Raw genomic sequence first — 24,831 nt, 5'->3', positions numbered from 1 at the left:
CGACGCCCTCAAAGCCGGTTCCGACTACCTGGTGATCGGCCGTCCGATTACTCAGGCGTCTGACCCGCTGGCTGCCCTGGAGGCTATTCACGCTGAGGTTATAGGACTCTAGCTCTATCCGCCCTCGAATCCTGACCCAGCCTTTTAGTAATGGTGGCAGGGACAGCTGGCAGGGCTTTCCAAAACACGCTACAAGCACGTCCGTGTGCGCTTGTTTCGGGCCGTCCATGGCCCTCTACAGTTTTGGAAAGCCCTGCCAGCTGTCCCGTTTGGACCTTTCAGTTGACCGCCTTTTCCTGAAAAACAAAGTCGGGTGTAGGTCGGATTAGCGCAGCGTAATCCGACGGGGATATTGCGAAACTGGGATTCAACCGATTTGTCGGATTACGCTGCGCTAAACCGACCTACATTTCTGTGCAAATCCAAGTTCCATATCCTTAGGTACCTTGCGGAAACTCAGCAAATATCTCGTGAGTATATCTTTGAGCTCTGGATCGGTGGTGTGGGGTCGCCCTCCCAAAAATGTCTGTGGCCATGGATGGCCACAGACAAGCGCACATGGAGGTGCTTGTAGCGGTTTTTGGGAGGGCGGCCCCACACCACCAGCCCCGAATGCAGCAGGCTAGGGCAGGAGTATGCATCACCACCTAAGATGTGGTTAAAAACGTAATGCAAGAAAGAAGACAATAAAAAACCCGCTAACTCAGAGAATTAGCGGGCTTTCAGAATAGTGGCTCCCCGAGCTGGGCTCGAACCAGCGACAAACGGATTAACAGTCCGTTGCTCTACCAACTGAGCTATCGGGGAACGTCGTCGTGTGACGAGGCGCGTATATTAAGTTGGCAATACCGCCCCGTCAACCCCTGGCCAGAACTTTTTAGCCAAGCGCTTTCTGCAGACGTTCGATAGCCTTTTCCAGGTTCTCCATGCTGGTCGCGAAGCTCAGGCGCATGTGGCCGGGGCAGCCGAAGGCGGAGCCCGGAACCAGTGCCACGCCGGCGTCGGTCAGCAGTTTCTCAGCGAATTCCACGTCGGTGCTGACGCTGGAATCGGCGTCGATGGCGCCCTGGAAGCTGGGGAAGACATAGAACGTACCGTCGCCGTTCAGGCACTCAACGCCGGGCAGCTTGTTCAGAGCTTCTACCAGCCAGTCGTGGCGTTCCTTAAAGGCCTTGACCATCTCGCCGACGCAAGCCTGGTCGCCATCCAGTGCAGCCTGTGCCGCTGCCTGGGAGATGGAGGCCGGGTTGGAAGTGCTCTGGGACTGGATCTTCTTCATGGCGCCGATGATTTTTGCCGGGCCAGCCGCGTAGCCGATACGCCAGCCAGTCATGGAGTAGGCCTTGGATACGCCATTCAGTACGAACGTGCGGTCATAGAGCTCTGGGGTGGCGTTCAGGATGTTGCAGAACGGCTTGCCGGTCCAGAGGATCGGCTCATACATGTCGTCAGTGGCGATCATGATGTTCGGGTGCTTCTTCAGCACTTCGCCGATGGCCTGCAGCTCTTCCAGGCTGTAAGCCATCCCGCTCGGGTTGGAAGGGCTATTGATCACGAACAGGCGGGTACGCTCGGTAATGGCGTTTTCCAGCTGCTCTGGAGTGATTTTGAAGCGGGTCTCGGCGCCGGTTTCGATAATGACCGGTTTGCCCTCGGCTACCAGCACCATGTCCGGGTAGGAAACCCAGTAGGGTGCCGGGATGATGGCTTCGTCACCCGGGTTCAGTGTGGCAAGTGCGAGGTTGAAAAAGCTCTGTTTGCCACCACTGCTTACCAGTATCTGGTTGGCTTCGTAATCCAGGCCGTTGTCCCGTTTGAACTTCGCAATAATCGCTTTTTTCAGGGCTGGCGTACCATCCACGGCGGTGTATTTTGTCTGGCCGTTATTGATGGCTTCAATGGCTGCCTGTTTGATGTGATCAGGGGTATCGAAGTCCGGCTCGCCGGCACCCAGGCCGATAATGTCCTGGCCTGCTGCGCGGAGTTCCGCGGCCTTGTTGGTGACTGCGAGGGTGGGAGAGGGCTTGATTGCCTGTACTCGGCTGGAAAGTTGAAGGTCCAAACTTGCGCTCCTTAAAGCTGCGTCTGATAGGGCTGCGACCGCCGGGTGCCAGAGCTGCTGGCTGATTTTCGCCCAGCCGTCGATCGGACTGATGGTATCATGAAGCCAGCGTATCGCTAAATTTCTCTAATGGTAGGGGCTGCTTTGTCCCCGCATCGGTTTTACCGGAGGTTTCCGCCAGTTATGGCCAGTAATCAGGCAAGCGTTTCAGCCAGAGAAGGTGTGTTCAAGGTCGATTCACCGTTCCAGCCAGCGGGCGATCAGCCCAAGGCCATCGAGGGACTGGTGGATGGCATTCACTCCGGTCTTGCGCACCAGACGCTGCTGGGGGTAACCGGTTCGGGTAAAACCTTCACTATCGCCAATGTTATCCAGCAGGTCCAGCGGCCTACCATCATCATGGCCCACAACAAGACTCTGGCGGCCCAGCTCTATGGTGAGTTCAAGGAATTCTTTCCCGAAAACGCGGTGGAGTATTTCGTCTCCTACTACGACTACTACCAGCCTGAAGCCTATGTTCCCTCGTCGGACACGTTTATCGAGAAAGACGCCTCCATTAACGAGCACATTGAGCAAATGCGTCTATCGGCAACCAAAGCCTTGCTGGAGAGACCGGACGCCATCATCGTGGCGACGGTTTCGTCCATCTATGGCCTGGGTGACCCTCAGTCCTATCTGAAGATGATGCTTCATCTGGACCGGGGTGATCAGATTGACCAGCGGTTTATTCTCCGGCGCCTGGCCGAGCTTCAGTACACCCGCAACGACATTGAGTTTCACCGGGCCAATTACCGGGTTCGGGGCGATGTAATTGATGTGTTTCCGGCGGAATCGGAAAAAGAGGCGATTCGCATCGAGCTGTTCGATGACGAGGTGGAGAATCTCAGTTATTTCGATCCGCTTACCGGTGAGGTTCTGCGTCGGGTGCCCCGGGTGACCATTTACCCGAAGTCCCACTATGTGACGCCCCGGCAGACGGTGCTGGATGCGGTTGAGCATATTAAAGTGGAACTGGACGAGCGGCTACAGCAGTTGCGGGACAACAACCGCCTGGTGGAGGCCCAGCGGCTGGAAGAGCGAACCCGGTATGACATCGAAATGATGCTGGAACTGGGCTATTGCAATGGCATCGAGAACTACTCGCGCTATCTCTCCGGTCGCCGCCCTGGTGAGGCGCCACCGACACTGTTTGATTACCTGCCGCCCAATGCCTTGCTGGTGGTGGACGAGTCCCATGTGACCATTCCCCAAATCGGCGCCATGTACAAGGGGGACCGGTCCCGGAAGGAAACACTCGTTGAGTACGGGTTCCGCCTTCCATCGGCGCTGGATAACCGGCCCATGAAGTTTGAAGAATGGGAACGCATCGCACCACAGATGATTTTTGTTTCTGCAACGCCGGCGAACTACGAGGCCGAGCATGCGGGGCAGGTCGTGGAGCAGGTAGTGCGACCCACCGGCCTGCTGGACCCGGAAATCGAAGTGCGTCCGGCTTCTACCCAAGTGGACGATCTGCTTTCAGAAATCCACACCCGGGTGAAAGTGAAAGAACGGGTTCTGGTGACGACGCTGACCAAGCGTATGGCGGAGGACCTCACCGACTTCCTCATGGAGCACGACATCAAGGTTCGTTATCTGCACTCGGACATCGATACCGTGGAACGTGTGGAGATTATCCGGGACCTGAGACGGGGCGAATTCGATGTGCTGGTGGGTATTAACCTGTTGCGGGAAGGTCTGGACATGCCCGAGGTCTCGCTGGTGGCTATCCTGGACGCCGACAAGGAGGGGTTCCTGCGCTCCGAGCGGTCGTTGATACAGACCATGGGGCGCGCCGCCCGTAACGTTCATGGCAAGGCCATTCTTTACGGCGACCGGATTACCGGCTCCATGCAGCGTGCCATTGATGAAACGGAGCGTCGCCGGGCCAAGCAGGAGGCCCACAACCTGGAGCAGGGCATTACCCCTCAGGGCCTGAACAAGAAGATTGCCGACATTATGGAAGGTGCCGGTGGCGGCGGTCGGGGCCGTCGCAAGGCCGAGCGTCCGGGACAGAAAGCGGCGGAAGAGGCGGAACAGTATCGGGCCAAGGCCGGCAACCGGTCTCCCGAGGAAGTCCTCAAAGAGGTGTCACGGCTGGAGGATCAAATGTACAAGGCCGCGTCCGAGCTGGATTTCGAAACGGCAGCCCGTCTCCGGGACGACATCGCCGAGTTGAAAGAAGCGGCTTTGCGGACCGGATGATCAGTTCGTACGCTTTGGCCCCACGATAACAGCGGCCTGCAATGGCTGGTTCCTGCCATAGCGGGAAATCTGGCTGAATACCCGCCGGTCGACCGGCAGGTATTGTTTGTCGGCCACGGTTTCGCCCATTTCAACGTCTATTTCCGGATCGTGCAGGTAGACGAACTGGTCGTCAATCGCACAGACGGTTACCCAGTGGGGGACGCGGCTTCGATTCAGTTGCCAGGTGCTGATCAGAATGACGGGTACACGGCCTTCGTGCAGCGCCTCTTCCATGGCTTCCAGCGTTAATGGGTCGTGGTGCAACTGGATGCCGGTCTGGCCGATGTCATGCAGAAAGCCCTCATGGACCAGTTCCAGGACCCGCTTTTTGTCCTCGCTTCTGACGGTGTCCTTGAACAGGGCACCTTCCATGCTGATCCACGCACTGGCTTCAAAACCTCGGTTCCAGGCGGCGAGTGCCAGTCCGTGGGGGCCGCAGCCGCCGTGGCCGGCGAGCATGAAGATGGTGGTCGCCTCCCGCCATAATCTGAGTTCTTCAAGCGTTGTCAGCGGTTGCTGCTCATCCAGGGCGGCCATGGCCATGATCAGGGCGGCGGGGCCGCAGGAAAAATCCGTGGTCTGCGGGTAATAGGGCACCGCGGGGAATTCGCGGGACGGCTCGTAGAACAGGATTCGCCGCTCAAAACGCAGGGCAGTGCCGTGGTCCTCGTAGTAATCCCGATAGGTGCCAAACTGGCGATAGCCCAGGCGCTTGTAGAGTGCGATTGCACCTTTATTATCTTCACGGACCTCCAGGCGCATGATAATACGGTCAGCATCCACCGCTTCGGACTCCGCTTCACGCACCAGCTTCTCGCCCACACCCTGGCCACGGACAGTCGGAGATACAGCGATGGAGTAGATCCTGGCCAGCCGGGTAGCCGCGCTCATCAGCACCAGGCAATAACCCACCAATTCGCCATTGGCTTCAGCCACGATCAACCGGTCCCTGGGCATTTCCAGAAAACGGCGAAAGCTTCGCCGGGACAGGCGGTCCTCGGTGAAACACCGGTTTTCAAGCGCAACCAGAGCGTCGAGATCCTTGCTGGTGGCTTGTCGGAGCTGGAAATCAGGCATTGAGATGCGGCCTTCAGAAGAGCTTGGAGGGCATGCTGGTGGGCTTCCCGTATTCGGCTATTATGGGTGAGAGTAGGGGGAACGCAAAGTCCGCAAGGATGCGTAAAAGCACGCATTATTCGCCGATTGTGCCGGGATCGTGACCGGCGTATTGTGGCCTCCATCACCACAGGCCAGACCTTTCAGGGAGGAATGCCTTTAATGTCCCGATTGCTTATCGTAGTGGACCGCGCCAAAGACTGGGCGCCCTATTACCCCAGTGAAGATGTGCTGACATTTGATCAGTACCTCCAGTTCTCAGCACCACCGGCCAGCCGGGTAAGGGTCATCAACCTGTGCCAGAGCGCCCGGTATCTGAGCAAAGGCTATTATTGCTCGTTGCTGGCTGAGGCTCGCGGCCACCATGTGGTTCCATCGGTGATGACCCTCAATGATCTCAGCCGCAAGGGGCTGTTTTCCCTTGAGCTGGAGGAGCTTGATGAAAGCGTCATCAACTGGCTGGAAGCGGCGGGTTCGGCAATTGATCCCGCCAGTGATGAGCGTGCGGCCACCCACGAGGTCAGGATCCGGACGTACTTCGGCCAGGCTGAGCATCCCGATCTGAAGCCTGTGGCCCGGGCTCTGTTTGAACGTTTCCCGTGCCCGATTCTTGAGATTGTCTTCAAACGTCGTAAACAGTGGCAGATCGAGTCCATGAAACCTGCGGCCCCGGCGGATCTGGGCGAGCATGAACAGGACGTGTTCGCTGCCGCACTGGACCGTTTCAGCAGCATGGTGTGGCGTAAGCCCAGGACGCGCCGCCGTTATCGCTATGATCTGGCGGTACTTGTGAACCCGGATGAGGAAATGCCCCCCAGTGACAAGGTCGCTCTGAAGCGGTTCGAAAAAGCCGGTCGCAAGCTGGGTATCAATGTGGAGCAGATTACCCGCCGGGACTATATGCGCCTGCCGGAATACGATGGTCTGTTCATCCGGGAAACCACCGCCATTGACCACCATACTTACCGCTTTGCCCGTAAGGCGGCCGCTGAGGGCATGGTGGTTATTGATGACCCGGTATCGATCCTGAAGTGCACCAACAAGGTGTTCCTTGCGGATCTGTTGAAGAACAACAAGGTTCCCACACCGAAAACCCTGATCCTGTCGAAGGACCAGAAGAATGCTGTCGAGCAGGTCATCAGTGAGCTGGGCTTCCCGGTGGTCATCAAGATTCCGGATGGTGCGTTTTCCCGAGGCGTGACCAAAGCGGAAGACGAGAAAACGTTGCGGGCCGGGCTACGGGATTTGTTCAAGCAGTCGGCCCTGGTGCTGGCCCAGGAGTACCTCTATACCGATTACGACTGGCGTATCGGTGTGCTCGGCGGGCGAGCAATCTATGCCTGCAAGTACCTGATGGTGAAGGGGCACTGGCAGATCTACCAGCACAGCGAATCCGAGAGTGAAAGCGGTGGCTTTGAAACCATGCCCACCTATGAGGTGCCGCGCAATGTCATCCAGGCGGCCCTGAATGCGACCAAGCTGATTGGCAACGGGCTCTACGGGGTGGACATCAAACAGTCCGGAAACCGTGTGGCTGTGATTGAAGTCAACGACAATCCAAGCATTGATGCTGGTGTGGAAGACCGTTTCCTCGGGGGCGAACTCTATACCCTGATCATGCAGGAATTCTTGTCCAGGATGGAAGAGAACCGGCGCCGGTAGAGCAACTGTGGCCGGCCCTTCTCAGGGGCCGGCCACCCAGACCCGGATACTGCCAAACCAGGGATAGTCCCGGAGCTGCTCGCGAATGTTGGCGGTCGAAAATACGGTTCCTGTTTCCGGCTCCTCAAGGAACAGCTCCAGATGCACCTTATTCTTCAGGTAGTGCAGCCGCAGACGACTGTGGTGGGGAAGTTCACCCAGATGCTGAGCCATGATGGCCCGGATGTCTTGCCGAGAGGGCAGGCGCTCGGACGTCAGGGGCTGGTCTTCGTCGTTCTCGGCATCAATATGAAAATTGATGTCCCGAATGTTTTCCAGAGCGTCCCGCATACCTGAGACAACATGCATGCCGATCTGGTGCCCTTCTGAAACGCTGATCTCCGGACGCACCACCAGGTGAATATCCAGCAGTATGTCGTGGCCCATGCGCCGGCTCCGGAGCTCATGGACGTTGCGCACGCCATCGGTATCCCGGGCGATACTCTTGAGCATTTCGGTATCTTCCTGGGACAGGCCTGTATCAACCAGCTCTTTCACACTGTCCCAGGTGAATTTCCAGCCAATGTGGATAATGATGCCGGCAATCACCACGGCGGCAAACACATCCAGCCAAACCATGCCGAGCATGGCGCCGGCGGTGGAAACCAGAACGACCACTGAAGAAAACGCGTCCGTCCGGCTGTGCCAGGCATTGGCAATGATCAGATCTGAGCGAATTTGCAGACCCACGTGACGGGTATAGCGGAAAATCCATTCCTTACCTGCAACGGACGCTGCAGCTGCCACCAGAACCGGCCAGCCCGGCACGGTGTCCACGCCGCCCTCTATCAGGCGTAGGGTGTTTTCCCAGGCCAGGGCTGCGCCAACAGCTATCAGAATGCTACCGAGAACCAGAGTGCCGAAGGTTTCGATGCGCTGGTGGCCGTAGGGATGGTCGTCATCCGGCTCCTGCCGGGACACTTTCATGACACCAAGAACAACCAGGTCCGAGGCGACGTCGGTGAACGAGTGAATGCCGTCCACCAGGAGGGCCTGGGAATGAAAAAGTGCACCTGCGATGACTTTAATGACACCGAGCACGGCATCGAGAATCATTCCAATAATTGTGACCCGAGAAGCCGCCCTCATTTCTACAGCTAGGTTCTCCCGGTTCTGTTGCGCGGGGGAAATGGGCTCTTCCATCGGGCACTCCTGATCAGATGACAGGTGCCAGTATAACGTTATTCTTCCGGGTTGTGGCAGGGCCGGTTATGAGCGGGGATTTCGAGTGATTTATGCACATCATTTCAGAACGGTGACGAAGTAACATTTTGTACAGGATTTGTCGATAGCAACTCTAAAAATATATAGGTCATTGAAAATAAACAAAAAACAAACTGTACAAAAAATGATCAATCTGTAGATTGGCGCAGTTATCAAGGGATGGCAACCGTTGCCCCGCGATTTTCAACAGGTTTATCCACAGATTCCGTGGAAAAGGTCACGAGACTGCCATGATACAGTCATTTACAGCTGATTTTGTTCTATCCCGGGATGCTGTGGAAAACTTCCGGTATACTCCGCCCACTTGGATCAGGGGAGTTTTTTCAGATGTACGGCGTTATCCGTAACCTGCTTTTCCGTCTTCCGCCGGAGCAGGCTCACACTATTGCATTGAATGGTCTCGATCTTGCGCATCGGTTGGGCGTGTTGAGCGCTTTTTCGCCAAAGATAGATGCATTACCTGTGAATGTTATGGGTCTGGATTTTCCGAATCCGGTCGGGCTTGCGGCAGGTCTTGACAAAAACGCCGATCACCTCGACGCGCTGGGCGCCCTCGGCTTCGGATTTATTGAGGTCGGCACGGTCACACCCCTGGCACAGCCCGGAAACCCCAAGCCGCGAATGTTCCGTCTGCCGGAACACCAGGCCATTATTAACCGTATGGGTTTCAACAACGAGGGGCTTGAACACTTGCTGGCACGTGTGGATAACCGTCGCTACCGGGGCGTGCTGGGAATCAACGTTGGCAAGAACAAGGATACCCCGAACGACCAGTCCGAGTCGGATTACCGGAAGGGGATATCGGCGGTTTATAACCGGGCTGATTACATCACCGTGAATGTATCCTCGCCCAATACGCCGGGGCTAAGGGATCTTCAGTTTGGTGATTCCCTGAAAGGACTGCTGGAAGCCATCAAGGACGAACAGCTCCAATGCGAAAAACAGCATGGCCGCTACGTACCGGTGGCGGTGAAGATTGCTCCCGATATGGACGACGAGGGTATCCGCTTTGTGGCCTCCGCGCTGCGGGAGACGGGGTTGGACGGCGTCATTGCCACCAATACAACGATCAGTCGTGATGCGGTGGCAGGCCATACCCACGCAGATGAAGCTGGTGGTCTCAGCGGGGCTCCGGTTCGAGAGGCATCGCTCAGGGTCATAAAGGGGCTTTACGCCGAGTTGGGGGAATCACTGCCGATCATTGGCGTAGGCGGCATCACCGACGGCGAGAGTGCGGCAGAGAAAGTCCGGGCGGGTGCCAAGCTGGTTCAGATCTACACCGGATTCATTTATCGAGGGCCCGATCTGATTAAAGAGGCGGTAGAGGCGATTCGACAGATAAAGTGATTTTTGGTGCCCCAGAACGAAGGTGGGCCCGCTTAGCGGGCCCGTGCGGGGAATGAACCCCGTGGCGCTTCATCGCATGGTACGGGGCGGGAGGCCCCGTTTGGGTTGCTCTGAGTACTGCGTCAAATTGTGTAGAAAAAGATCAGATTAAGATTCGGGGTTCGTTAAGGCGTCACGCCGTCGTAACGTTGGCCAGTTTGTGGATGCCGGATACGCCGGTCATGCCCTCCCATTGATCTGTGCGGCCTTCTCGCCACCCGTTCAGCCATTCCTGGCGAACTTCCGCCTGTTCAATCGGGCAGCTGTCTTTGGATTTACCGGACACGCCAGCGAGATAACCCCGCTTGAATGCACGAGCGTACATGTCTCTTTTCTGTCTTTTCATGCCGTTCCTCACTGATGGATTAACAGAACAAGCGTGTACACATCTGCAGTGGCTGCGACAAGTGTCACCCTTTCCGGGATAACCCACTATTGTCAGCTCAAGCCAGAGCAGTCAGGATCCTGTTAACGGAAGGTTTATGGCCTTCCGGAACGACGCGTCACTTACAAGGTAAGTCGAACCTCGCGCGGATGTACACTAATTATTTCATCTATGTGACGCTTTTTTTATAGTTATGTGAACTAAAGAATTTCAGCCATTCCGGGAACAGCCGGTATTCCGGAAACTTACCCAAAGCCGTCAGTGAACCAGGAGTTGACCTTGTCCAAATCTGTCTTTTTCGTAACCTGCCCGAAGGGAGTGGAATACCTTCTGGCGGACGAGCTCAGCACGTTCGGGCTGGAAACTGTGCGCAATGCACCAGCGGGTGTCTGGGTGGAAGGTTCCCTGGAAGGCGGCTACCGGGCCTGTTTGTGGTCACGTCTGGCCAACCGCGTGATCCTTCATATTGATGAAGTGGATGCCAATAGCGGTGACCAACTCTATGACGGCGTTGTGCACATGGACTGGCAGCAGCATATCCCTGTCCAGGGCAGTTTCCGGGTGACTTTCCTGGGGCAGAACGAGGAAATCCGGAACACTCAATACGGGGCGCAGCGGGTAAAGGATGGAATTGTCGACCGGTTCCAGGCCAACGGTGGGCCCAGGCCTTCGGTGGATGCCAAGAACCCCGATGTGATTGTCTCAGCCCGTCTGAATCGGGGGCGGCTGTCGCTTGGGATTGACCTGAGTGGCCACAGCCTGCACATGCGGGGTTATCGAACCGACAAGGGGCTGGCGCCCCTGAAAGAAAACCTGGCGGCGGCTTTGCTGATTCGCTCAGGCTGGCCGGAGATTGCCGCAGCTGGAGGTGATTTCCTCGACCCCATGTGTGGCTCGGGCACGTTGGTGATTGAAGCGGCCATGATGGCTCTGGACCTGGCGCCGGGGCGCAAGCAGGAGCGGTTCGGCTTTGAGAAGTGGCCGGGGCACCAGCCTGAATTGTGGCTGTCCCTGCGACAGGAAGCGGAACGTCGCGCCCATGAGGGCAAGCAGCGCCGCATCCCGAGGCTGGCAGGGTACGATCAGGACAGCCGGGTCATAGCGACGGCCTGGAAAAACATTCAGCGGGCAGGGCTGGAAAGTGTTGTTCACGTGGAGGCCCGTTCCGTTGACGCGCTGACTCTGGAGGGCGATTGGTCCGAACAGGGGCTGGTGCTGACTAACCCGCCATACGGTGAGCGGCTGAGTGAGCGCAGGGAACTGGGTGCCCTTTACCAGGCCCTGGGCGAGGCGGTGAAGCGCACTGTGCCCGGCTGGCGATTGGGTGTGTTTACCGGCGCGCCTGAGTATGGCAAATCCATTGGCTTGCGAAGCTACAAGCAGTATCGGCTTTTCAACGGCAAGCTACCCGCGCAACTGCTGCTGTTCGATGTCAATGACGCAAGTGCCATGACGCCACGGGGGCCGGACATTCCCGGCGAGGTTACCCCTCGCATCGCCAATGAAGAGCGAGCGGCCATGCTGCGCAATCGCCTCAAGAAGAACATGAAGACCATCGGCCAGTGGGCGAGAAAACAGGGTATCGGTTGCTACCGTCTTTACGACGCGGATATGCCGGAATTTGCCCTGGCAATCGATATCTATGAGGGGCGGGTTCACGTCCAGGAGTACGCCGCCCCGAAATCTGTGGATGAGCGCTCTGCCCGTGAACGCCTGGCGGAAGCGCTGGCGGTGATTCCCGAGGCACTCGGAATCGAGCGGGATGGTATGGTCTGCAAACAGCGCCAGCGTCAAACAGGTACCAGCCAGTATGAGAAGCAGGCGGCCAGTGGCGAGTTTTTCAAGGTTCATGAGCATGGCTGCGTGCTGAAGGTAAACCTGAAGGATTACCTCGATACGGGTTTGTTCCTGGATCATCGTCCGGTGCGCCAGTGGATCCAGCAGCATTCAGCAAACCAGCGGTTCCTGAACCTGTTCTGCTATACCGGAGCGGCCACCGTGCATGCCGTGGTTGGTGGCGCCAGCCGTTCGCTAAGCCTGGATATGTCGAAAACCTACGTCAGTTGGGCTGAGGAGAATCTTGCGCTGAATGGCGCTGATTCGAAGAAGCATCGGGTAGAGCAGGCGGATTGCCTGGCGTGGCTGGCGGACCGCAACACGGTAGATCAGCGGTTCGACCTTATTTTCATGGACCCGCCTACCTTCTCCAATTCTGCCCGGATGGCGGGCGTTCTGGATATTCAGAAGGATCATCCAAAATTGGTCCGGCAGGCCATGGCGCGGCTGAGCTCCGATGGCTTACTGATATTCTCCAATAATTTCCGGCGCTTCAAACTGGATGAGGCACTGGAAAACGAGTACGAGGTTGCCGAAGTCACACGGGATACCCTGGACAGGGATTTTCAGCGCAATGCCCGGATTCACAGGTGCTGGCACATTCGCCACAAGGCGTAAAAGGTATCGAATGGTAGGTCGGATCAGCGAAGCGTAATCCGACAAAAAATCATCGGCATTACGTATCAGCAAATTGTCGGATTACGCTTCGCTAATCCGACCTACAGTTAGAACTCGTAGCGCACGCCGCCCGAGAACTGGAAGGTGTTTACATCGGTGCCGGTGTCCTTGAACAGCTTGCCGCCCTCAAGTACCAGATAGGTGTCGTCCATCACCTCAAAGTCGAGGCCGGCAATCCAGCTGACGCTGAAACCGCTGTCCGGGAATTCGCCGTCAAGGTCAAGGAAAGCGTCGTTGCGATCATTTCCGGGGTCGCTGATGTCACCTTCACCGTGGATGTAGGAGAAGCCGAACTGGCCATAGAGGTTGGCGTAGTCGGTGATGGGGTAGTGCAGGCCCATGTACCAGCTGGCGTAGTAGTCAACGCTCAGGGTAAGGTCGCTGTTCGGGACTTCGGCATCTTTGAAGCCGCCACCGGCCCTGAGTTCGGCATGAAACAGGTCGGTTATGTGACCACCGACCACCAGCGTGCCTCCGGAACCCCAGGCCGTTTCTTTCGTGTCTTCGCCGATGGTGCGATGGTTGAAGGCGGTCGCCATCAGGCCGATGTAGTGTTTGTCTGCCCTGGGAGTCTCCTGGGCCAGGATGGCCTGGGGGGCGAGAAACAGGGCAGGGGCAAGCAAGAGAATCCGGGGCGTTCGCACAACCTTGTTCATTGTTATCGGGCTTCCTGACGTAGGCGAATACGGGCTGATTCTGCCTTGTGTAACCGTTTGTTACGTCGACCCGCGTCACACTTCCCTGTGTCGGTCTTGCCCGGTAATCAGTCTTCGTCGAAAAGACCTTCCTCGCGGGCCATCAGGAGCAGGGCGTAGACACCGTTTTCCGGCAACTGGGGCTCCAGGGTTTCCTCAAACAGGAGCTGGCGGCGCCGGTCCTCCAGGGTTTCGCTGTCCAGGCCGGTGATCAGTTCACTGATCGGGGCAATCTCGAAAGGAGCCTCCTGGGCCACGGCGGTGAAAATCAGGTCCACCAGTACTTCGTCCGGATCCAGGCCGTCCACGAAAACGGTCTGGTCTGGCAGGTCCTGGTGGAGTTCCCGGACCAGTTCGATCAGGGGGACGCCCTGTTCTTCAAGATAGTGAAGGTCGATATCGCCCAGGTCGCCATCCTCCGGTAGCCAGTCGTCGGAAGGGGCGATAACGACGGTTTTCATTCGCCCGTCTTCCAGAGACCAGGCCATGGCCGTCGGAAACAGCACATCGTCGGTCTGGCAATACTCGATATCGAGAAATCTCGGTGCAGGCACGTTGGGCTCCCGGTGATGATTGATTTGTGATCCGGTTATAGGGAATGTCCGTTGACGCAGTATGAGGCTTTACGGCTTCATGCCATACTGTTCAGGCAATTATCTTTCAATCAGGGACATCATGGAACACGCTGAATTTAACAAAGATTTATTGAAGTTTCTGAACGCTTCCCCCACGCCCTGGCATGCCGTCGCGACCATGAAGCAACGGCTGGATGCGGCCGGGTTTCAAGAGCTGAACGAGCGGGAGGATTGGTCGCTGGGCAAGAACCAGGGCTATTACGTTATCCGCAACGGCTCCTCGATCGTAGCGTTCCGTACCGGTAGCAAGGATGTCACTTCCTCTGGCATCCGTATGGCGGGTGCCCACACAGACAGCCCCTGCCTGAAGGTCAAGCCCAACCCCGAGCTTCGTCGCAAGGGCTTCTACCAACTGGGTGTAGAGGTATACGGCGGTGTTCTGCTCAACCCCTGGTTTGATCGGGACCTTTCCCTGGCCGGTCGGGTTACCGTGCTGGACGAGGACGGCAAGGTGCGGGACACTCTGGTGGATTTCCGCAAGCCAGTCGCGTTTATCCCCAGTCTGGCCATTCACCTGGACCGGGAAGCCAACAGTAACCGGACGGTGAATGCCCAGACCGATCTGCCTCCGGTTGTGATGCAGGTTCCTGAAAGCGACACCACCAGTTTTGTTGATCTGCTTTCTCAACAGATCAGGACCGAATCCGGCCTTAATGTCCGCAAGGTTCTGGGGTACGAACTGAGCTTCTACGATGCCCGGGAGGCCTCGTTTGTGGGGCTGCGTGATGATTTCATTGCCTCGGCTCGCCTGGATAACCTGCTCAGCTGTTACATCGGCCTTCAGTCACTCCTGAAAACTTCAGGCGACGAGGCGGCGCTATTGGTTTGTAACGATCATGAGGAGGTGGGCAGCATGTCGGCCGAGGGCGCCCAGGGGCCATTCCTCACGGCGGTCCTTGATCGCTGGGCCGGCGCTGGCAAGGCCCGCGCCATTGCCTGTTCAATGATGGTGTCAGCGGATAACGCCCACGGGATTCATCCGAATTACATGGACAAACACGATGAGAATCACGGGCCGATTCTCAACCAGGGCCCGGTGATCAAGGTCAACCACAACCAGCGCTACGCCACCAATAGCCGCTCTGCGGCCGTATACCGCCACATCAGTGACGAGCTGGGGCTGCCGCATCAGACCTTTGTGGTTCGAAGCGATATGGGTTGTGGCAGCACGATTGGGCCCATTACCGCGGGCAATCTGGGCGTGACAACGCTGGATATCGGCGTGCCTCAGTTCGGGATGCATTCCATTCGTGAACTGATCGGCACCGAGGATGGTTTCACGCTGTTCCGCGTGCTGACCGAATTCATGCAGCGTGAACAGATTTTCTGAGGTTCGAAACGAAAAATGCCGCTGGTTCAGAAGAAACAGCGGCATTTTGGAATAAGTGGCTCCCCGAGCTGGGCTCGAACCAGCGACAAACGGATTAACAGTCCGTTGCTCTACCAACTGAGCTATCGGGGAACAGCATCAAGTGGCGCGCATATTAAGCGCTTTGGTTTACGGGGTCAACCCCCTGATATGAAAGGCTAAAAATTGTACGAAAGCAGGACACTCCACTATCGTCCGCCGCCCTGGTTGCGTAACGGCCACGTTCAGTCTGTCTGGCCCACGCTGTTTCGCAAAGTCCCGATGGTCGACCCGGAACCTGAAGTAATTGCCACACCGGATGACGATGAGCTGCATCTGGACTGGTACCGGCAGGGCAGTAGCCGTCTGGCTATCGTCTCCCATGGTCTGGAGGGCCACAGCCGCCGGCCCTATGTGCTTGGTCTTACCCGCGCCCTGTTGCGGGAGGGCTGGGACGTTCTGGCCTGGAACTTCCGCTCCTGCGGTGGCGTTATGAACCGCCAACCCCGGTTTTATCACAGCGGCGCTACCGGGGATCTCAGCCTGGTGGTTAATCGTGGACTTGAAAGCGCTTACGACACTCTGTTTCTGTCCGGATTCAGTATGGGCGGTAACCTCACGTTACTCTATCTGGGAGAGCAGGGCGAACGGGTGGACAGCCGGATCTGCGGTGCCGTCGCCTACTCCGTTCCCTGTGATCTGGCTGGCAGCGCCGATATGCTGGCGTTACCCAGCAGAAAGATCTACATGCAACGGTTTCTGCGGGACCTCAAGGTGAAGATGCACGAAAAAGCGGAGACGTTCCCGGAGCTGATTGATGTTTCGGGGTTTGATGCCATCCGCAGTTTTCACGAGTTCGATGATCGATACACCGCTCCGCTTCACGGTTTCCGCGATGCGCAGGATTACTGGGCGCAGTGTTCGGCCCTCAGGCGCATGAGGGATATCCGGGTGCCGGCCCTGATGGTCAACGCCGCCGATGATCCGTTCCTGTCACCGCAGTGTTTTCCGGAATCGCGCCGACAGCTTGGTGCCCATGTGCGTCTGGAGGCCCCGCGCTGGGGCGGCCATGTGGGCTTCGTCGAGCATGCGCGGGATGGTTTTTACTGGTCGGAGCGCAGGGCCCTGGCCTTCTTGCAGGGTTTAACCTGAGCCCGGTTCACTGGAGAATCGGTTTGATGGCCGGCCAGACATTGTCTAGCAATCTTGCCTGCGCTTCCTCTGTCGGGTGAATGCCATCGTCCTGCATCAGGCCGTCCTGGTTGTAAATGCCGTCCAGGAAAAAGGGAACCAGATCGGTGTCATAACGGTCTGACAGCTCCGGGTAGATTTTGGCGAACATCTCTGTGTACCGCTGCCCGTAATTCGGCGGTATCTGCATGCCGACCAAAACGGCGCGGGCGCCCGAACTCTGGACCTTTTCGATCATGGAGGCGAGATTGGATTCGATAACATTGGGGGGAAAGCCGCGCAGGCCGTCGTTGCCACCCAATTCGATAATAACGACGTCAGGGTCGTTCTCCTCAAGGAGCCTGGGCAGTCGGCGAGCGCCGCCATCGGTGGTCTCTCCACTGATACTGGCATTGACCACTTCCCATTCCGTCAGTCCCTTGCTTTCCAGCCGGTTGCGCAGTAACTGCACCCAGGCCGTCTCGGAGGGTACGCCATAGGCCGCGCTGAGGCTGTCACCGACAATCAGCAGTGTGTTCTGGTTGGCCATTGCCGGCAGGGCCAGCAGGGCAACCACAAGAAAAAGAATTGATCTGACGTACACCAATGCCGTATGCATAGACAACGAATACACCTTTAAGCCGTTTTCAAGACCCAGGATCGGGAGATTCCGTGAATCAGATGACCAATGTTAACCCGGATAGCCAGAGCCCAATGTTACGGGTAAATAACCTGACTCACCGCGTCAGTGTTGAAACCGATACGCTGACGATCTTGCAAGGGGTCAATCTCGAAATCAATCGGGGAGAGTCCGTAGCTATCGTCGGGCGTTCCGGTTCCGGCAAAACCACCCTGCTGGGGTTGCTGGCCGGTCTTGATACCCCGACCGAGGGGACCGTTGAGCTGGACGGTTCGGTAATCAGCAAGCTCAGCGAAGACGATCGGGCAAAGCTGAGGGCGCACCGGGTGGGCTTTGTATTCCAGTCATTCCAGCTCCTGCCGGCGCTCACCGCGCTTGAGAATGTTATGTTGCCCCTGGAACTTGCCGGTATGGCGTCGCCGGAAAAGAGGGCCCGGGAACTTCTGGAGCGGGTAGGTCTGGGAGAGCGTCTGACCCACACGCCACGACAGTTGTCCGGCGGTGAACAACAGCGGGTTGCCATTGCGCGGGCGTTTGCGTCCGACCCACTGATTCTGTTCGCAGATGAGCCTACGGGCAATCTGGATAACCGCACCGGCCAGGCGGTGTCAGACCTGCTGATGGCACTGAACCGGGAGCAGGGCACAACGCTGGTGATGGTCACTCACGATGAGCACCTGGCGGCTCGCTGCAATCGGCAGTTCCACATCGAAGCCGGCGTTCTTACCGAACCGGAAGCAGCTCGGGAGATGGCGCACTGATGGCCGCTGCAAAAAAACTCATGTCAGTCCGCCGAGACTGGCGGGAGCGGGATGTTCGAGTCGTTCTGGCAGCGCTGATCATTGCCGTTGCCACGGTTGCGACCATCGCCCTGTTCGCCAGCCAGCTGCAACGTACCCTGGTTTCTTCGGCCAGTTCTTTCCTGGCGGCGGATCGTCAGTTGGAGGCCGAAAACGGCCGTCCGATTCCTGAGTCGTGGATGCAGGAAGCGGCCGACCGGGGACTGGAAACCGGCCGAATGGTGGAATTTTCGACCATGGTGTATGGCGCTGATAACTTTCAGCTGGTGTCGATCAAGGCGGTAAGCAACGAATATCCGCTGCGTGGCGACATTGAAGTCCAGCGTGACCCTGCCGGCACCCGGGAGCTTGTTAACGCGGGCCCCGGCCCGGGTGAGGTCTGGATCAATCCGCGCCTGCTGAGACTGCTGGATCTCGAGGTCGGGGAGTCACTGGAAGTCGGCAACCTGAACCTCACGGTTTCCGGATTGCTCCTACGTGAGCCGGACGGAGGCTTCCGGCTTTCCTCCCTGGCGCCTCGTGTCATGATGCATGTGGACGATGTTTCTGCGACCGGCGTTATCCAGGAGGGCAGCCGGGTTGAGTATGTCTACCTGTTTGCCGGTGAGGAGGCCTCGCTGGAGTCTTACTATCAATGGTTGCAGCCTCGCCTGGAACCCAGCCATGAATGGGAAGGTGTACGCGATGGCGAAACCTTCTCCCGGTCCCTGGAGCGTGCGGAACGATTTCTGTTGCTGGGTGGCAGCCTGGCGGTTCTGCTCGCAGCCGTGGCGGTGGCCGTTGCAAGTCGTCAGTACGCCTTGTCCCAGCGCGACACCGTAGCGCTGTTGAAAACGTTAGGTCTCAGTGGCGCCGGTATTGGTGGTCTCTACCTCAGGCGCCTGGCACTCTGGGGCGTAACCGGCATCGTCGGCGGCCTGCTCGTCGCCTTGCCGCTTTACTGGCTGCTTATTCGCATGCTGAGCGAGGTACTGGAGCGTCCCGTGGACTTCCACCTTGACCCTGCCGCTCTGGTGCCTGCGTTGCTGACGGCGCTGGTCTCTTTGTTTGCCTTCGCATATCCGCCGGTGCGCCGGCTCAGGAATGTCCCGGCCATGCGTGTATTGCGAAGCCAGCCCGGTGAAACCGGACGTGAGGCTTTGCCAGATATGATCATCGCCATTGTGGCCGTCTTCGGGCTGGTCTGGATGTACGCCGGCGAACTGGCCCTTGTCGTCTCACTTCTCGGCGGGCTTGCGATGCTGCTGGGCGCCCTGGGTCTGGTGGGATGGTTGCTGGTGGCGACCCTGCGGAAGGTCCGCGGTGGCGGCAACTCCTGGCGCCTGGCGTTGGTGGGCCTGTACCGGCATCGCCGTGCCAGCCTGTCCCAGATTGCTGTGTTTGCAATGACGTTGATGCTGGCGGCCACACTGATACTGGTGCGGACCTCCTTGCTGGCGGACTGGCAGGCCCAGTTGCCGGACGATGCCCCCAACCATTTTCTGATCAACATCGCACCGGACGCGGTAGAGGAGGTTGATGCATTCTGGCAGGAGCGTGGCCAGCCTCTGGACAAGCTCTACCCGATGGTTCGGGGGCGCCTCACTGAGCTCAACGGCCAACCAGTCAAGGAGGCGGTCAGCAAGGATGAGAATGTAAATGCCCTCAATCGTGAACTGAACCTGACCTGGATGTCGGCTTTGCCAGAGGACAACCGGATTGTTGAAGGCAACTGGTTTGACGAGAACCAGAAAGACGGGGTGTCTGTGGAAGCCGAACTGGCCGGCAAGCTTGGTTTGGTGCTGGGTGACGAATTGACCTTTACCATCGGCTCGGAAAAGGTCACGGAAACCGTCACCAGTATCCGTACGGTTCAATGGGATAGCATGAAGCCCAATTTCTATATGGCGTTCCCTCCCGAAGGTGGCCTGACGGACATGCCCGCGACCTGGATTACCAGCTTCTATCTTCCCAAGGACAGAAAGGACGCACTGAATGAGTTTTCCCGGCGGTTCCCCACCGTGTCCGTGCTTGAGATTGACCATGTCATCGAGCGAATACAGGAAATCGTCCGCCAGGTGACTCAGGCGATTGAAGCCATTCTCGCGTTGATATTGGCAGCAGCCCTTGTGGTGATGGCGGCGGTGGTAAGTGCCACACTCCGGGACCGGCAGAGGGAGGGCGCGCTGCTCCGGACCCTGGGCGGCCGGCAGAGCCTGCTGGTGCGAAGCACCATGCTGGAGTTTGCGTTGCTCGGAGGTTTTGCGGGCATACTGGGTGTGGTCGCCGCCGAGGCGGCGGTCTGGGCGCTTCAGTTCAGGATGTTCGAGGGCACGTTCCAGTGGCACTGGCATGTGGTTCTGCCGATACCGCTGGTCAGCGCCGTTGTATTGGCCCTGTTCGGTCGTTGGCAGCTGCGCCCGGTACTGAGTGTGTCACCGATGTTGTTGCTCAGGCGTCTGGAATAGCAGGAAGCGGGTTCAACGGTAGTTGGCCAGAATGTCGTCCAGTTCGCCATTCTTTTTCATACGGTCCAGCTCTTCATTGAACTCGTTGGCAAAGGATTGCCAGTCTTTTCTTAACATCAGCCGAAACCCGTAATTGCTGATGCCTTTGCCGGTAATGTCGAATTGCTGTCGCAGCCCCTCGTTCCGCAGAATCCATTTGCCTACCAGCCGGTCAGCAACGGCAGCGTCAAAGCGGTCGCCATGCAGTACAAAGGTGAACATGTCCCTGTCCCGGGAAACATCAAAGCGGCGGATCCTGCCATCCGCGAAGTAGGGCTCCAGCAGCGGGTATCGGTACCCCAGATGGGTAACGAGGGTTTTTGAAAGCAGGTCCTCTGGGCTTTCGTACGCAAATTCCGATTGCGCTGGCACAAAAAACACTTCTTCGATGTCCACCACCGGGTCGGTAAACAGGAATTGCTCCGGGTTGTCTGCCCACTCCTTTGCTCTGGGCGTGCCATCGATGTATCCCTCCAGCAGCATGTGATCAACCCGTTTGCGGGGAATCTGTTCGGCCACTACCTCATAGCCCAACCGTTGGGCGACCACGGAGACCACATCCCACATGATTCCGGCAGGTTGGCTGTTATCAACAATCAGGTAGGGTGGGTAGCCGTTGGGTGAAATATTGAAGCGGAAAACCTGTTTATCCTGAGACGTGTCCTGCGAGCCTGAAGCAGGAGATGAAAGTGGTGCCAGAACAAAAAACAGGGCAGTCAGAACAGCGGGAATACGACAGGAAGCTAGGTTTTGCATGAGGAGGGGGCTCTCTACGGAAAAGAACTGTAGGTGAAAAACGAACCCGGCTATCATCCCTGCCAGAGGTGGCCAATTGTCCTCTCTTCTTTGGTTGATTTCAACGATTTGAATTCTATCTTCAGACGGGATATCAGGGGCCCTTTAAGGGCCCCTGCCTGTCCGCTCAGGCCCAGGCGCGTCTCAGAACGGCGCGGGCATCCTCCAGGGACACTTCCTTTGGATTGAACATGATTGAGCCATCATCAAGCGCCATTTCGGCGATGTGGTCCAGTTGTGCTTCGGTTACCTTGCCGGTTTCCTTCAGTGTGCGTGGCAACTGGCATCGCTTGTACAGGGCGTCTCGCAGTTTGCGAATCGCAGAAATGCTGGCTTCCGCGCGACGGCTTGCGGGGGTGGCCGCAAAAACCTCCGGGCCCTCAAGGTAAAGCAACAACTCGCCCAGGGGGTCACGGATGGTCTCCAGGTTGTACTCCAGCACGTAGGGCAGGTACAGGCTCATGCACAGGCCATGGGGCAGGTGGCAGATGGCACCGGTTGCGTGCCCGAGGGCGTGCACCAGGCCCACCATGGAGTTTGAGAAAGCAATGCCAGCCATGGTCGACGCCTGGGCCAATTCCAGCCGGCCGTCACTGTCTTTCGGATTGTCCATAACGTTCAGCAGGGACCGGCTGATCTTTTTGACCGCCGCCGTGGCGTAAGCGTCACTCAGTGGGTTCTTGGCCATGCAGGTGAAGGCTTCCGTTGCATGGGTCATGGCGTCCATCGCTGTTGCCGCAGTGATATGGGGCGGCAAGGTAAGGGTCATGCGCGGGTCGATGATGGCCGCATTTGGCAGCAGGAACGAGGATGTGAAGGGCAGCTTGACACCCTTGGCTTCGTCGGTGATGACCGCAACAGAAGTGACTTCGGAGCCTGTGCCTGCCGTTGTTGGCACTACGAAGAACGGCTTGAGAGGGTGCTTGAGCACGCCAGCTCCACTGTATCTGGCAATATCGTCACCACCCTCGGAAACCAGAATGTTGACCGCCTTGCCGGTATCAATGGCCGAGCCACCGCCGACGGCGATGATGGAGTCGCACTTCTCCTGTCGATAGATGCCGGCAATATCGCGCACCACGGTCGTAGACGAATCCGGCGGCACGTCATCGTAGATGGTGGTTATTTCCAGTCCGCTTTCCTCGCAGGCGGCGATAACCGGTTCCAGCAGACCGGCGGCACGCACGCCCTTGTCGGTAACAATCATGGGACGCTTGGCGGCCATGCCAGTAAGCTCATAGGGAATATGCTCAAGGGCGGCCTTGCCGGCAATCACTTTTACCGGGCAGAAGAACTCATAGTATTTGTTGGTCATCACGTTCTCACTGTCTCGACGAAATTGGTGGCAACTTTCAGATAAATGCGCGCGGCGCTGATCAGTTTTTCCGGCAGGTGGAGATCTGCCGGGTATTCCTTGACGGCCCGCTCGGCGATCAGTTTCGGCAGGATGAAGGACTCCAGGCGGTTCAGAACCCGGGTCATCCGAACGGCATAACTGATGTCGCCGTCTACCAGCATGCGGTCATTGGCGAATGCTACAGACGTCTTTTCCTGGAACGACAGCACCAGAAAGGCATGGGCGATATGTTTGAACTGGATCGAGAGGTCCACAGGGCGGGGAGCGGAGTCACCGTGGTATCGGAAACGACCCTGGCCTGTGTGTTCCACAATCAGCTTTGAGCCGTCAGGCATTACCATCATTTCAAACAGAAAACCGTCAGGCAGGGCCCGGGCTTCGTTCTGAACCTTTTCATCCACCTCGCTCACAGCCTGCAGGGCTCGCCCCATGACCTGGAACATCAGTTCCACATACAAGCGGCGGGCCTGGAAAACCATGGGCTGGATACGTTTCGCTAGCATGTCCGTCATCCAATTGTTGTTGATGTCACTTGATTTTTAGAGTTATTGCTCTAAAAGTCAATGGAGACGTTGACAGAACCTGTGCGTCAACCCGGCAACAGACGTTGAGCAGTAACAAAAAGGCCGGAATCCCGAAGAATTCCGGCCTTGCAACTTTATGATCTGACTGGAATTTACTGAGTCAGTTCTGCCAGTTTCCGTTTGGCCTCTTCGGCAACGTCACCGCCGGCCTCGGCGGCCTTGCTGTAATAGGCGATGGCCTCACTGCGGTTATTCTGTTTGATGGCAACATCCCCAAGACGCAGGAAAGCAATGGAGGTGGGCACGGTCTCGTTGGCTTTGGTCAGATTTTCCCGGGCCTTGTCCAGATTGTTAAGCCTCAACGCATTCAGCCCATTGTACAAACGATACTTGAACATCTCCGGGTAGAGCTCCACCGCCTTTTCAAAGTCGGCTGTGGCTTTATCGGTCTCTTTCTGGTCCTGGTAAATACGGCCGCGAAGGGCATAGAACATGGCCTCCCGTGGGAGCAGGCGAATGGCTTCGTTGACCTTTTCCAGAGCCGCTTTCATTTCGCCTTCGGAGGCCAGCTCCATCGCTTTGTCGTGGGCATCGTAGGCCGGTTGCAAAGAGCGTAGCTTGGCCATTTTCCGGTCATACTCGTCCTTGCCGCGGTAACCGCCAGTGCCAATTTTCTGTGCCAGCTTGCGGTTCTCTTCCACTCGCTTTGCCGAGGGCGGATGCGTGGCGAACAGGCCATCAATAAAGCTGGACTGCCGGCCTTCAGACAATTTCAGGAAAATCTCCTGCAACTCCACCGCCGCTGCGGGATCGTAGCCGGCCTCTTTCATGTAAAGAATGCCGTAATGATCGGATTCCAGTTCATCGCCCTGGCTGTACTGGGCGAGGGCAAGTTGCGCTCCCAATGCGGCACCGCCCATGATCAGTCCGGCCCACTCGTTATCGGACAAGGCAAACCCCAGGCCCGCAACGCCGGCGCTGATCAGCATGCCCTGCTGCATGCGCTGAACGCTGTGTCGGGCTGCCGCGTGAACGATTTCGTGGCCAAGAACAGAGGCTAACTGGGCTTCATCGTCCAGCTCTGTCAGCAGGCCGCGGTTGATGGCGATCTTGCCGCCGGGCAAGGCCCAGGCATTGGGCACGCTGCTGTTCAGTACTACAAACTCGTAGGGCAGGTCCGGCCGGTCGCTGACCGCCGCCATTTTCTGGCCAACGTCGCTCACGTACAGAGTCAGTTCGGGGTCCACATAGAACCGCCCCCCCTGGGTTTGCTGGGTGGGCACATATTGCTCCGCGCCCATGGCCAGCTCCTGGTTTTCCCCGATCAGGGAAAGCTGCTTTTCTCCGGTTACCGGATTAACAGAGCAGCCACTGAGCGTCACGGCCAGGGCAATGGTGACAAGGCTGAATTTGATAGCGGACAGGTTCACGGTGAGCTCCCTTTGAATGATGCAACTCCGGGCAACCTCTCAAACCATTGCCCGATTCCTGAATGGCCAGTTTATAGCACATGATGGCGCAACGGTGGATTATCGGATATTGCTCAGCGGTGGTGGCGGCCAGGCCCTTGGCGTATCATAAGCCTCTGTTCCCGCACTGTTTCGCCATTTTGACCCTAAGGCAGCCCATGGGTAATTTACTCGAACTGATCGCTTTGCTCTGGTTCCTGGTGTGCTGGCTCGGTTACACCGAATACTCCAAACGTCG

At 57.5% G+C, this 24,831-nt stretch carries 20 protein-coding genes and 2 tRNA genes; 9 read left to right on the top strand and 13 right to left on the bottom strand.

What is annotated here, in order from left to right:
* Window positions 1–112: orotidine 5'-phosphate decarboxylase / HUMPS family protein (locus ACESMK_RS18700; RefSeq protein WP_373001917.1), on the top strand; the 112-nt coding region annotated here is incomplete at its 5' end.
* A gap of 619 nt (window positions 113–731) precedes the next feature.
* Here the strand turns inward: ACESMK_RS18700 and ACESMK_RS18695 are convergent.
* Window positions 732–807, bottom strand: a tRNA-Asn gene (locus ACESMK_RS18695).
* A 70-nt stretch (window positions 808–877) separates the two neighbouring features.
* Window positions 878–2,062, bottom strand: a complete 1,185-nt coding sequence (locus ACESMK_RS18690) for a pyridoxal phosphate-dependent aminotransferase (RefSeq protein ID WP_373001883.1) — start codon at window positions 2,060–2,062, stop codon at window positions 878–880.
* A gap of 183 nt (window positions 2,063–2,245) precedes the next feature.
* Between ACESMK_RS18690 and uvrB the strand changes: the two genes are divergently transcribed.
* On the top strand, window positions 2,246–4,306 hold the full coding sequence (uvrB, locus tag ACESMK_RS18685; protein ID WP_373001881.1) for an excinuclease ABC subunit UvrB: 2,061 nt from the start codon (window positions 2,246–2,248) through the stop codon (window positions 4,304–4,306).
* Here the strand turns inward: uvrB and rimI are convergent, their stop codons facing one another.
* Window positions 4,307–5,425, bottom strand: a complete 1,119-nt coding sequence (gene rimI / locus ACESMK_RS18680) for a ribosomal protein S18-alanine N-acetyltransferase (RefSeq protein WP_373001879.1) — start codon at window positions 5,423–5,425, stop codon at window positions 4,307–4,309.
* 201 nt (window positions 5,426–5,626) lie between these two features.
* On the opposite strand from rimI, the gene ACESMK_RS18675 reads away from it, so the two are divergent.
* Window positions 5,627–7,126: a RimK family protein gene (locus ACESMK_RS18675; RefSeq protein WP_373001877.1), complete on the top strand. Its 1,500-nt coding sequence runs from the start codon at window positions 5,627–5,629 to the stop codon at window positions 7,124–7,126.
* Between the two features lie 21 nt (window positions 7,127–7,147).
* On the opposite strand, the gene ACESMK_RS18670 is transcribed toward ACESMK_RS18675, so the two are convergent.
* Window positions 7,148–8,308 (bottom strand): cation diffusion facilitator family transporter, encoded by a 1,161-nt coding sequence (locus ACESMK_RS18670; protein ID WP_373001875.1) that lies wholly within the window; start codon window positions 8,306–8,308, stop codon window positions 7,148–7,150.
* 408 nt (window positions 8,309–8,716) lie between these two features.
* Here ACESMK_RS18670 and ACESMK_RS18665 point away from each other — a divergent pair, with 408 nt between their 5' ends.
* Window positions 8,717–9,736 (top strand): quinone-dependent dihydroorotate dehydrogenase, encoded by a 1,020-nt coding sequence (locus ACESMK_RS18665; protein WP_373001873.1) that lies wholly within the window; start codon window positions 8,717–8,719, stop codon window positions 9,734–9,736.
* A 172-nt stretch (window positions 9,737–9,908) separates the two neighbouring features.
* On the opposite strand, the gene rmf is transcribed toward ACESMK_RS18665, so the two are convergent.
* Window positions 9,909–10,121 (bottom strand): ribosome modulation factor, encoded by a 213-nt coding sequence (rmf, locus tag ACESMK_RS18660; protein ID WP_008172042.1) that lies wholly within the window; start codon window positions 10,119–10,121, stop codon window positions 9,909–9,911.
* Window positions 10,122–10,439: 318 nt separating this feature from the next.
* Here rmf and rlmKL point away from each other — a divergent pair, with 318 nt between their 5' ends.
* Window positions 10,440–12,614 carry a bifunctional 23S rRNA (guanine(2069)-N(7))-methyltransferase RlmK/23S rRNA (guanine(2445)-N(2))-methyltransferase RlmL gene (gene rlmKL / locus ACESMK_RS18655; RefSeq protein WP_373001871.1) on the top strand — a complete coding sequence of 725 codons (2,175 nt, stop codon included), beginning with the start codon at window positions 10,440–10,442 and terminating at the stop codon, window positions 12,612–12,614.
* A 107-nt stretch (window positions 12,615–12,721) separates the two neighbouring features.
* Here rlmKL and ACESMK_RS18650 read toward each other — a convergent pair whose 3' ends face one another.
* Window positions 12,722–13,330: a porin family protein gene (locus tag ACESMK_RS18650; RefSeq protein ID WP_373001869.1), complete on the bottom strand. Its 609-nt coding sequence runs from the start codon at window positions 13,328–13,330 to the stop codon at window positions 12,722–12,724.
* 107 nt (window positions 13,331–13,437) lie between these two features.
* The gene (locus ACESMK_RS18645; RefSeq protein WP_373001867.1) at window positions 13,438–13,923 is read right to left on the bottom strand and encodes a hypothetical protein; all 486 of its coding nucleotides are present in this window, start codon (window positions 13,921–13,923) and stop codon (window positions 13,438–13,440) included.
* 121 nt (window positions 13,924–14,044) lie between these two features.
* Between ACESMK_RS18645 and ACESMK_RS18640 the strand changes: the two genes are divergently transcribed.
* Complete coding sequence (locus ACESMK_RS18640) at window positions 14,045–15,334, top strand: M18 family aminopeptidase (protein WP_373001865.1); 1,290 nt, start codon at window positions 14,045–14,047, stop codon at window positions 15,332–15,334.
* Window positions 15,335–15,390: 56 nt separating this feature from the next.
* Here the strand turns inward: ACESMK_RS18640 and ACESMK_RS18635 are convergent.
* Window positions 15,391–15,466, bottom strand: a tRNA-Asn gene (locus tag ACESMK_RS18635).
* A 72-nt stretch (window positions 15,467–15,538) separates the two neighbouring features.
* On the opposite strand from ACESMK_RS18635, the gene ACESMK_RS18630 reads away from it, so the two are divergent.
* On the top strand, window positions 15,539–16,504 hold the full coding sequence (locus ACESMK_RS18630; protein WP_373001863.1) for a YheT family hydrolase: 966 nt from the start codon (window positions 15,539–15,541) through the stop codon (window positions 16,502–16,504).
* Window positions 16,505–16,511: 7 nt separating this feature from the next.
* Here the strand turns inward: ACESMK_RS18630 and ACESMK_RS18625 are convergent, their stop codons facing one another.
* Window positions 16,512–17,141 (bottom strand): arylesterase, encoded by a 630-nt coding sequence (locus ACESMK_RS18625; RefSeq protein ID WP_373001861.1) that lies wholly within the window; start codon window positions 17,139–17,141, stop codon window positions 16,512–16,514.
* Window positions 17,142–17,203: 62 nt separating this feature from the next.
* Between ACESMK_RS18625 and ACESMK_RS18620 the strand changes: the two genes are divergently transcribed.
* Window positions 17,204–17,923 (top strand): ABC transporter ATP-binding protein, encoded by a 720-nt coding sequence (locus ACESMK_RS18620; protein ID WP_373001915.1) that lies wholly within the window; start codon window positions 17,204–17,206, stop codon window positions 17,921–17,923.
* Window positions 17,923–20,409 carry an ABC transporter permease gene (locus tag ACESMK_RS18615; protein ID WP_373001859.1) on the top strand — a complete coding sequence of 829 codons (2,487 nt, stop codon included), beginning with the start codon at window positions 17,923–17,925 and terminating at the stop codon, window positions 20,407–20,409. The genes ACESMK_RS18620 and ACESMK_RS18615 overlap by 1 nt, the downstream gene beginning before the upstream one ends.
* Window positions 20,410–20,421: 12 nt before the next feature.
* Here ACESMK_RS18615 and ACESMK_RS18610 read toward each other — a convergent pair whose 3' ends face one another.
* From ACESMK_RS18610 to ACESMK_RS18595, 4 genes are all read right to left on the bottom strand, one after another.
* The gene (locus ACESMK_RS18610; RefSeq protein ID WP_373001857.1) at window positions 20,422–21,204 is read right to left on the bottom strand and encodes a substrate-binding periplasmic protein; all 783 of its coding nucleotides are present in this window, start codon (window positions 21,202–21,204) and stop codon (window positions 20,422–20,424) included.
* 166 nt (window positions 21,205–21,370) lie between these two features.
* Window positions 21,371–22,558 (bottom strand): iron-containing alcohol dehydrogenase, encoded by a 1,188-nt coding sequence (locus tag ACESMK_RS18605; protein ID WP_373001855.1) that lies wholly within the window; start codon window positions 22,556–22,558, stop codon window positions 21,371–21,373.
* Window positions 22,558–23,103, bottom strand: a complete 546-nt coding sequence (locus tag ACESMK_RS18600; protein WP_373001853.1) for a hypothetical protein — start codon at window positions 23,101–23,103, stop codon at window positions 22,558–22,560. Before ACESMK_RS18600 ends, ACESMK_RS18605 begins: the two co-directional genes overlap by 1 nt.
* Before the next feature lie 173 nt (window positions 23,104–23,276).
* On the bottom strand, window positions 23,277–24,554 hold the full coding sequence (locus tag ACESMK_RS18595; protein WP_373001851.1) for a M48 family metalloprotease: 1,278 nt from the start codon (window positions 24,552–24,554) through the stop codon (window positions 23,277–23,279).
* Window positions 24,555–24,831 lie beyond the last annotated feature (277 nt).

Origin of the sequence: Marinobacter sp. (genome assembly GCF_041687235.1) — a bacterium.
Lineage (GTDB): Bacteria > Pseudomonadota > Gammaproteobacteria > Pseudomonadales > Oleiphilaceae > Marinobacter.
The sequence above is the reverse complement of the archived record's forward strand: the minus strand, read 5'-3'. Positions and strand labels throughout refer to the sequence as shown.

What these genes read in the sequence shown, in the direction of transcription:
- ACESMK_RS18625 (WP_373001861.1), bottom strand. Translation starts at nt 17,141, where the DNA reads ATGCATACGGCATTGGTGTACGTCAGATCAATTCTTTTTCTTGTGGTT.
- ACESMK_RS18605 (WP_373001855.1), bottom strand. Translation starts at nt 22,558, where the DNA reads ATGACCAACAAATACTATGAGTTCTTCTGCCCGGTAAAAGTGATTGCC.
- ACESMK_RS18615 (WP_373001859.1), top strand. Translation starts at nt 17,923, where the DNA reads ATGGCCGCTGCAAAAAAACTCATGTCAGTCCGCCGAGACTGGCGGGAG.
- ACESMK_RS18640 (WP_373001865.1), top strand. Translation starts at nt 14,045, where the DNA reads ATGGAACACGCTGAATTTAACAAAGATTTATTGAAGTTTCTGAACGCT.
- ACESMK_RS18675 (WP_373001877.1), top strand. Translation starts at nt 5,627, where the DNA reads ATGTCCCGATTGCTTATCGTAGTGGACCGCGCCAAAGACTGGGCGCCC.
- ACESMK_RS18670 (WP_373001875.1), bottom strand. Translation starts at nt 8,308, where the DNA reads ATGGAAGAGCCCATTTCCCCCGCGCAACAGAACCGGGAGAACCTAGCT.
- ACESMK_RS18600 (WP_373001853.1), bottom strand. Translation starts at nt 23,103, where the DNA reads ATGCTAGCGAAACGTATCCAGCCCATGGTTTTCCAGGCCCGCCGCTTG.
- ACESMK_RS18665 (WP_373001873.1), top strand. Translation starts at nt 8,717, where the DNA reads ATGTACGGCGTTATCCGTAACCTGCTTTTCCGTCTTCCGCCGGAGCAG.
- ACESMK_RS18620 (WP_373001915.1), top strand. Translation starts at nt 17,204, where the DNA reads ATGACCAATGTTAACCCGGATAGCCAGAGCCCAATGTTACGGGTAAAT.
- rimI (WP_373001879.1), bottom strand. Translation starts at nt 5,425, where the DNA reads ATGCCTGATTTCCAGCTCCGACAAGCCACCAGCAAGGATCTCGACGCT.
- ACESMK_RS18650 (WP_373001869.1), bottom strand. Translation starts at nt 13,330, where the DNA reads ATGAACAAGGTTGTGCGAACGCCCCGGATTCTCTTGCTTGCCCCTGCC.
- rmf (WP_008172042.1), bottom strand. Translation starts at nt 10,121, where the DNA reads ATGAAAAGACAGAAAAGAGACATGTACGCTCGTGCATTCAAGCGGGGT.
- ACESMK_RS18610 (WP_373001857.1), bottom strand. Translation starts at nt 21,204, where the DNA reads ATGCAAAACCTAGCTTCCTGTCGTATTCCCGCTGTTCTGACTGCCCTG.
- uvrB (WP_373001881.1), top strand. Translation starts at nt 2,246, where the DNA reads ATGGCCAGTAATCAGGCAAGCGTTTCAGCCAGAGAAGGTGTGTTCAAG.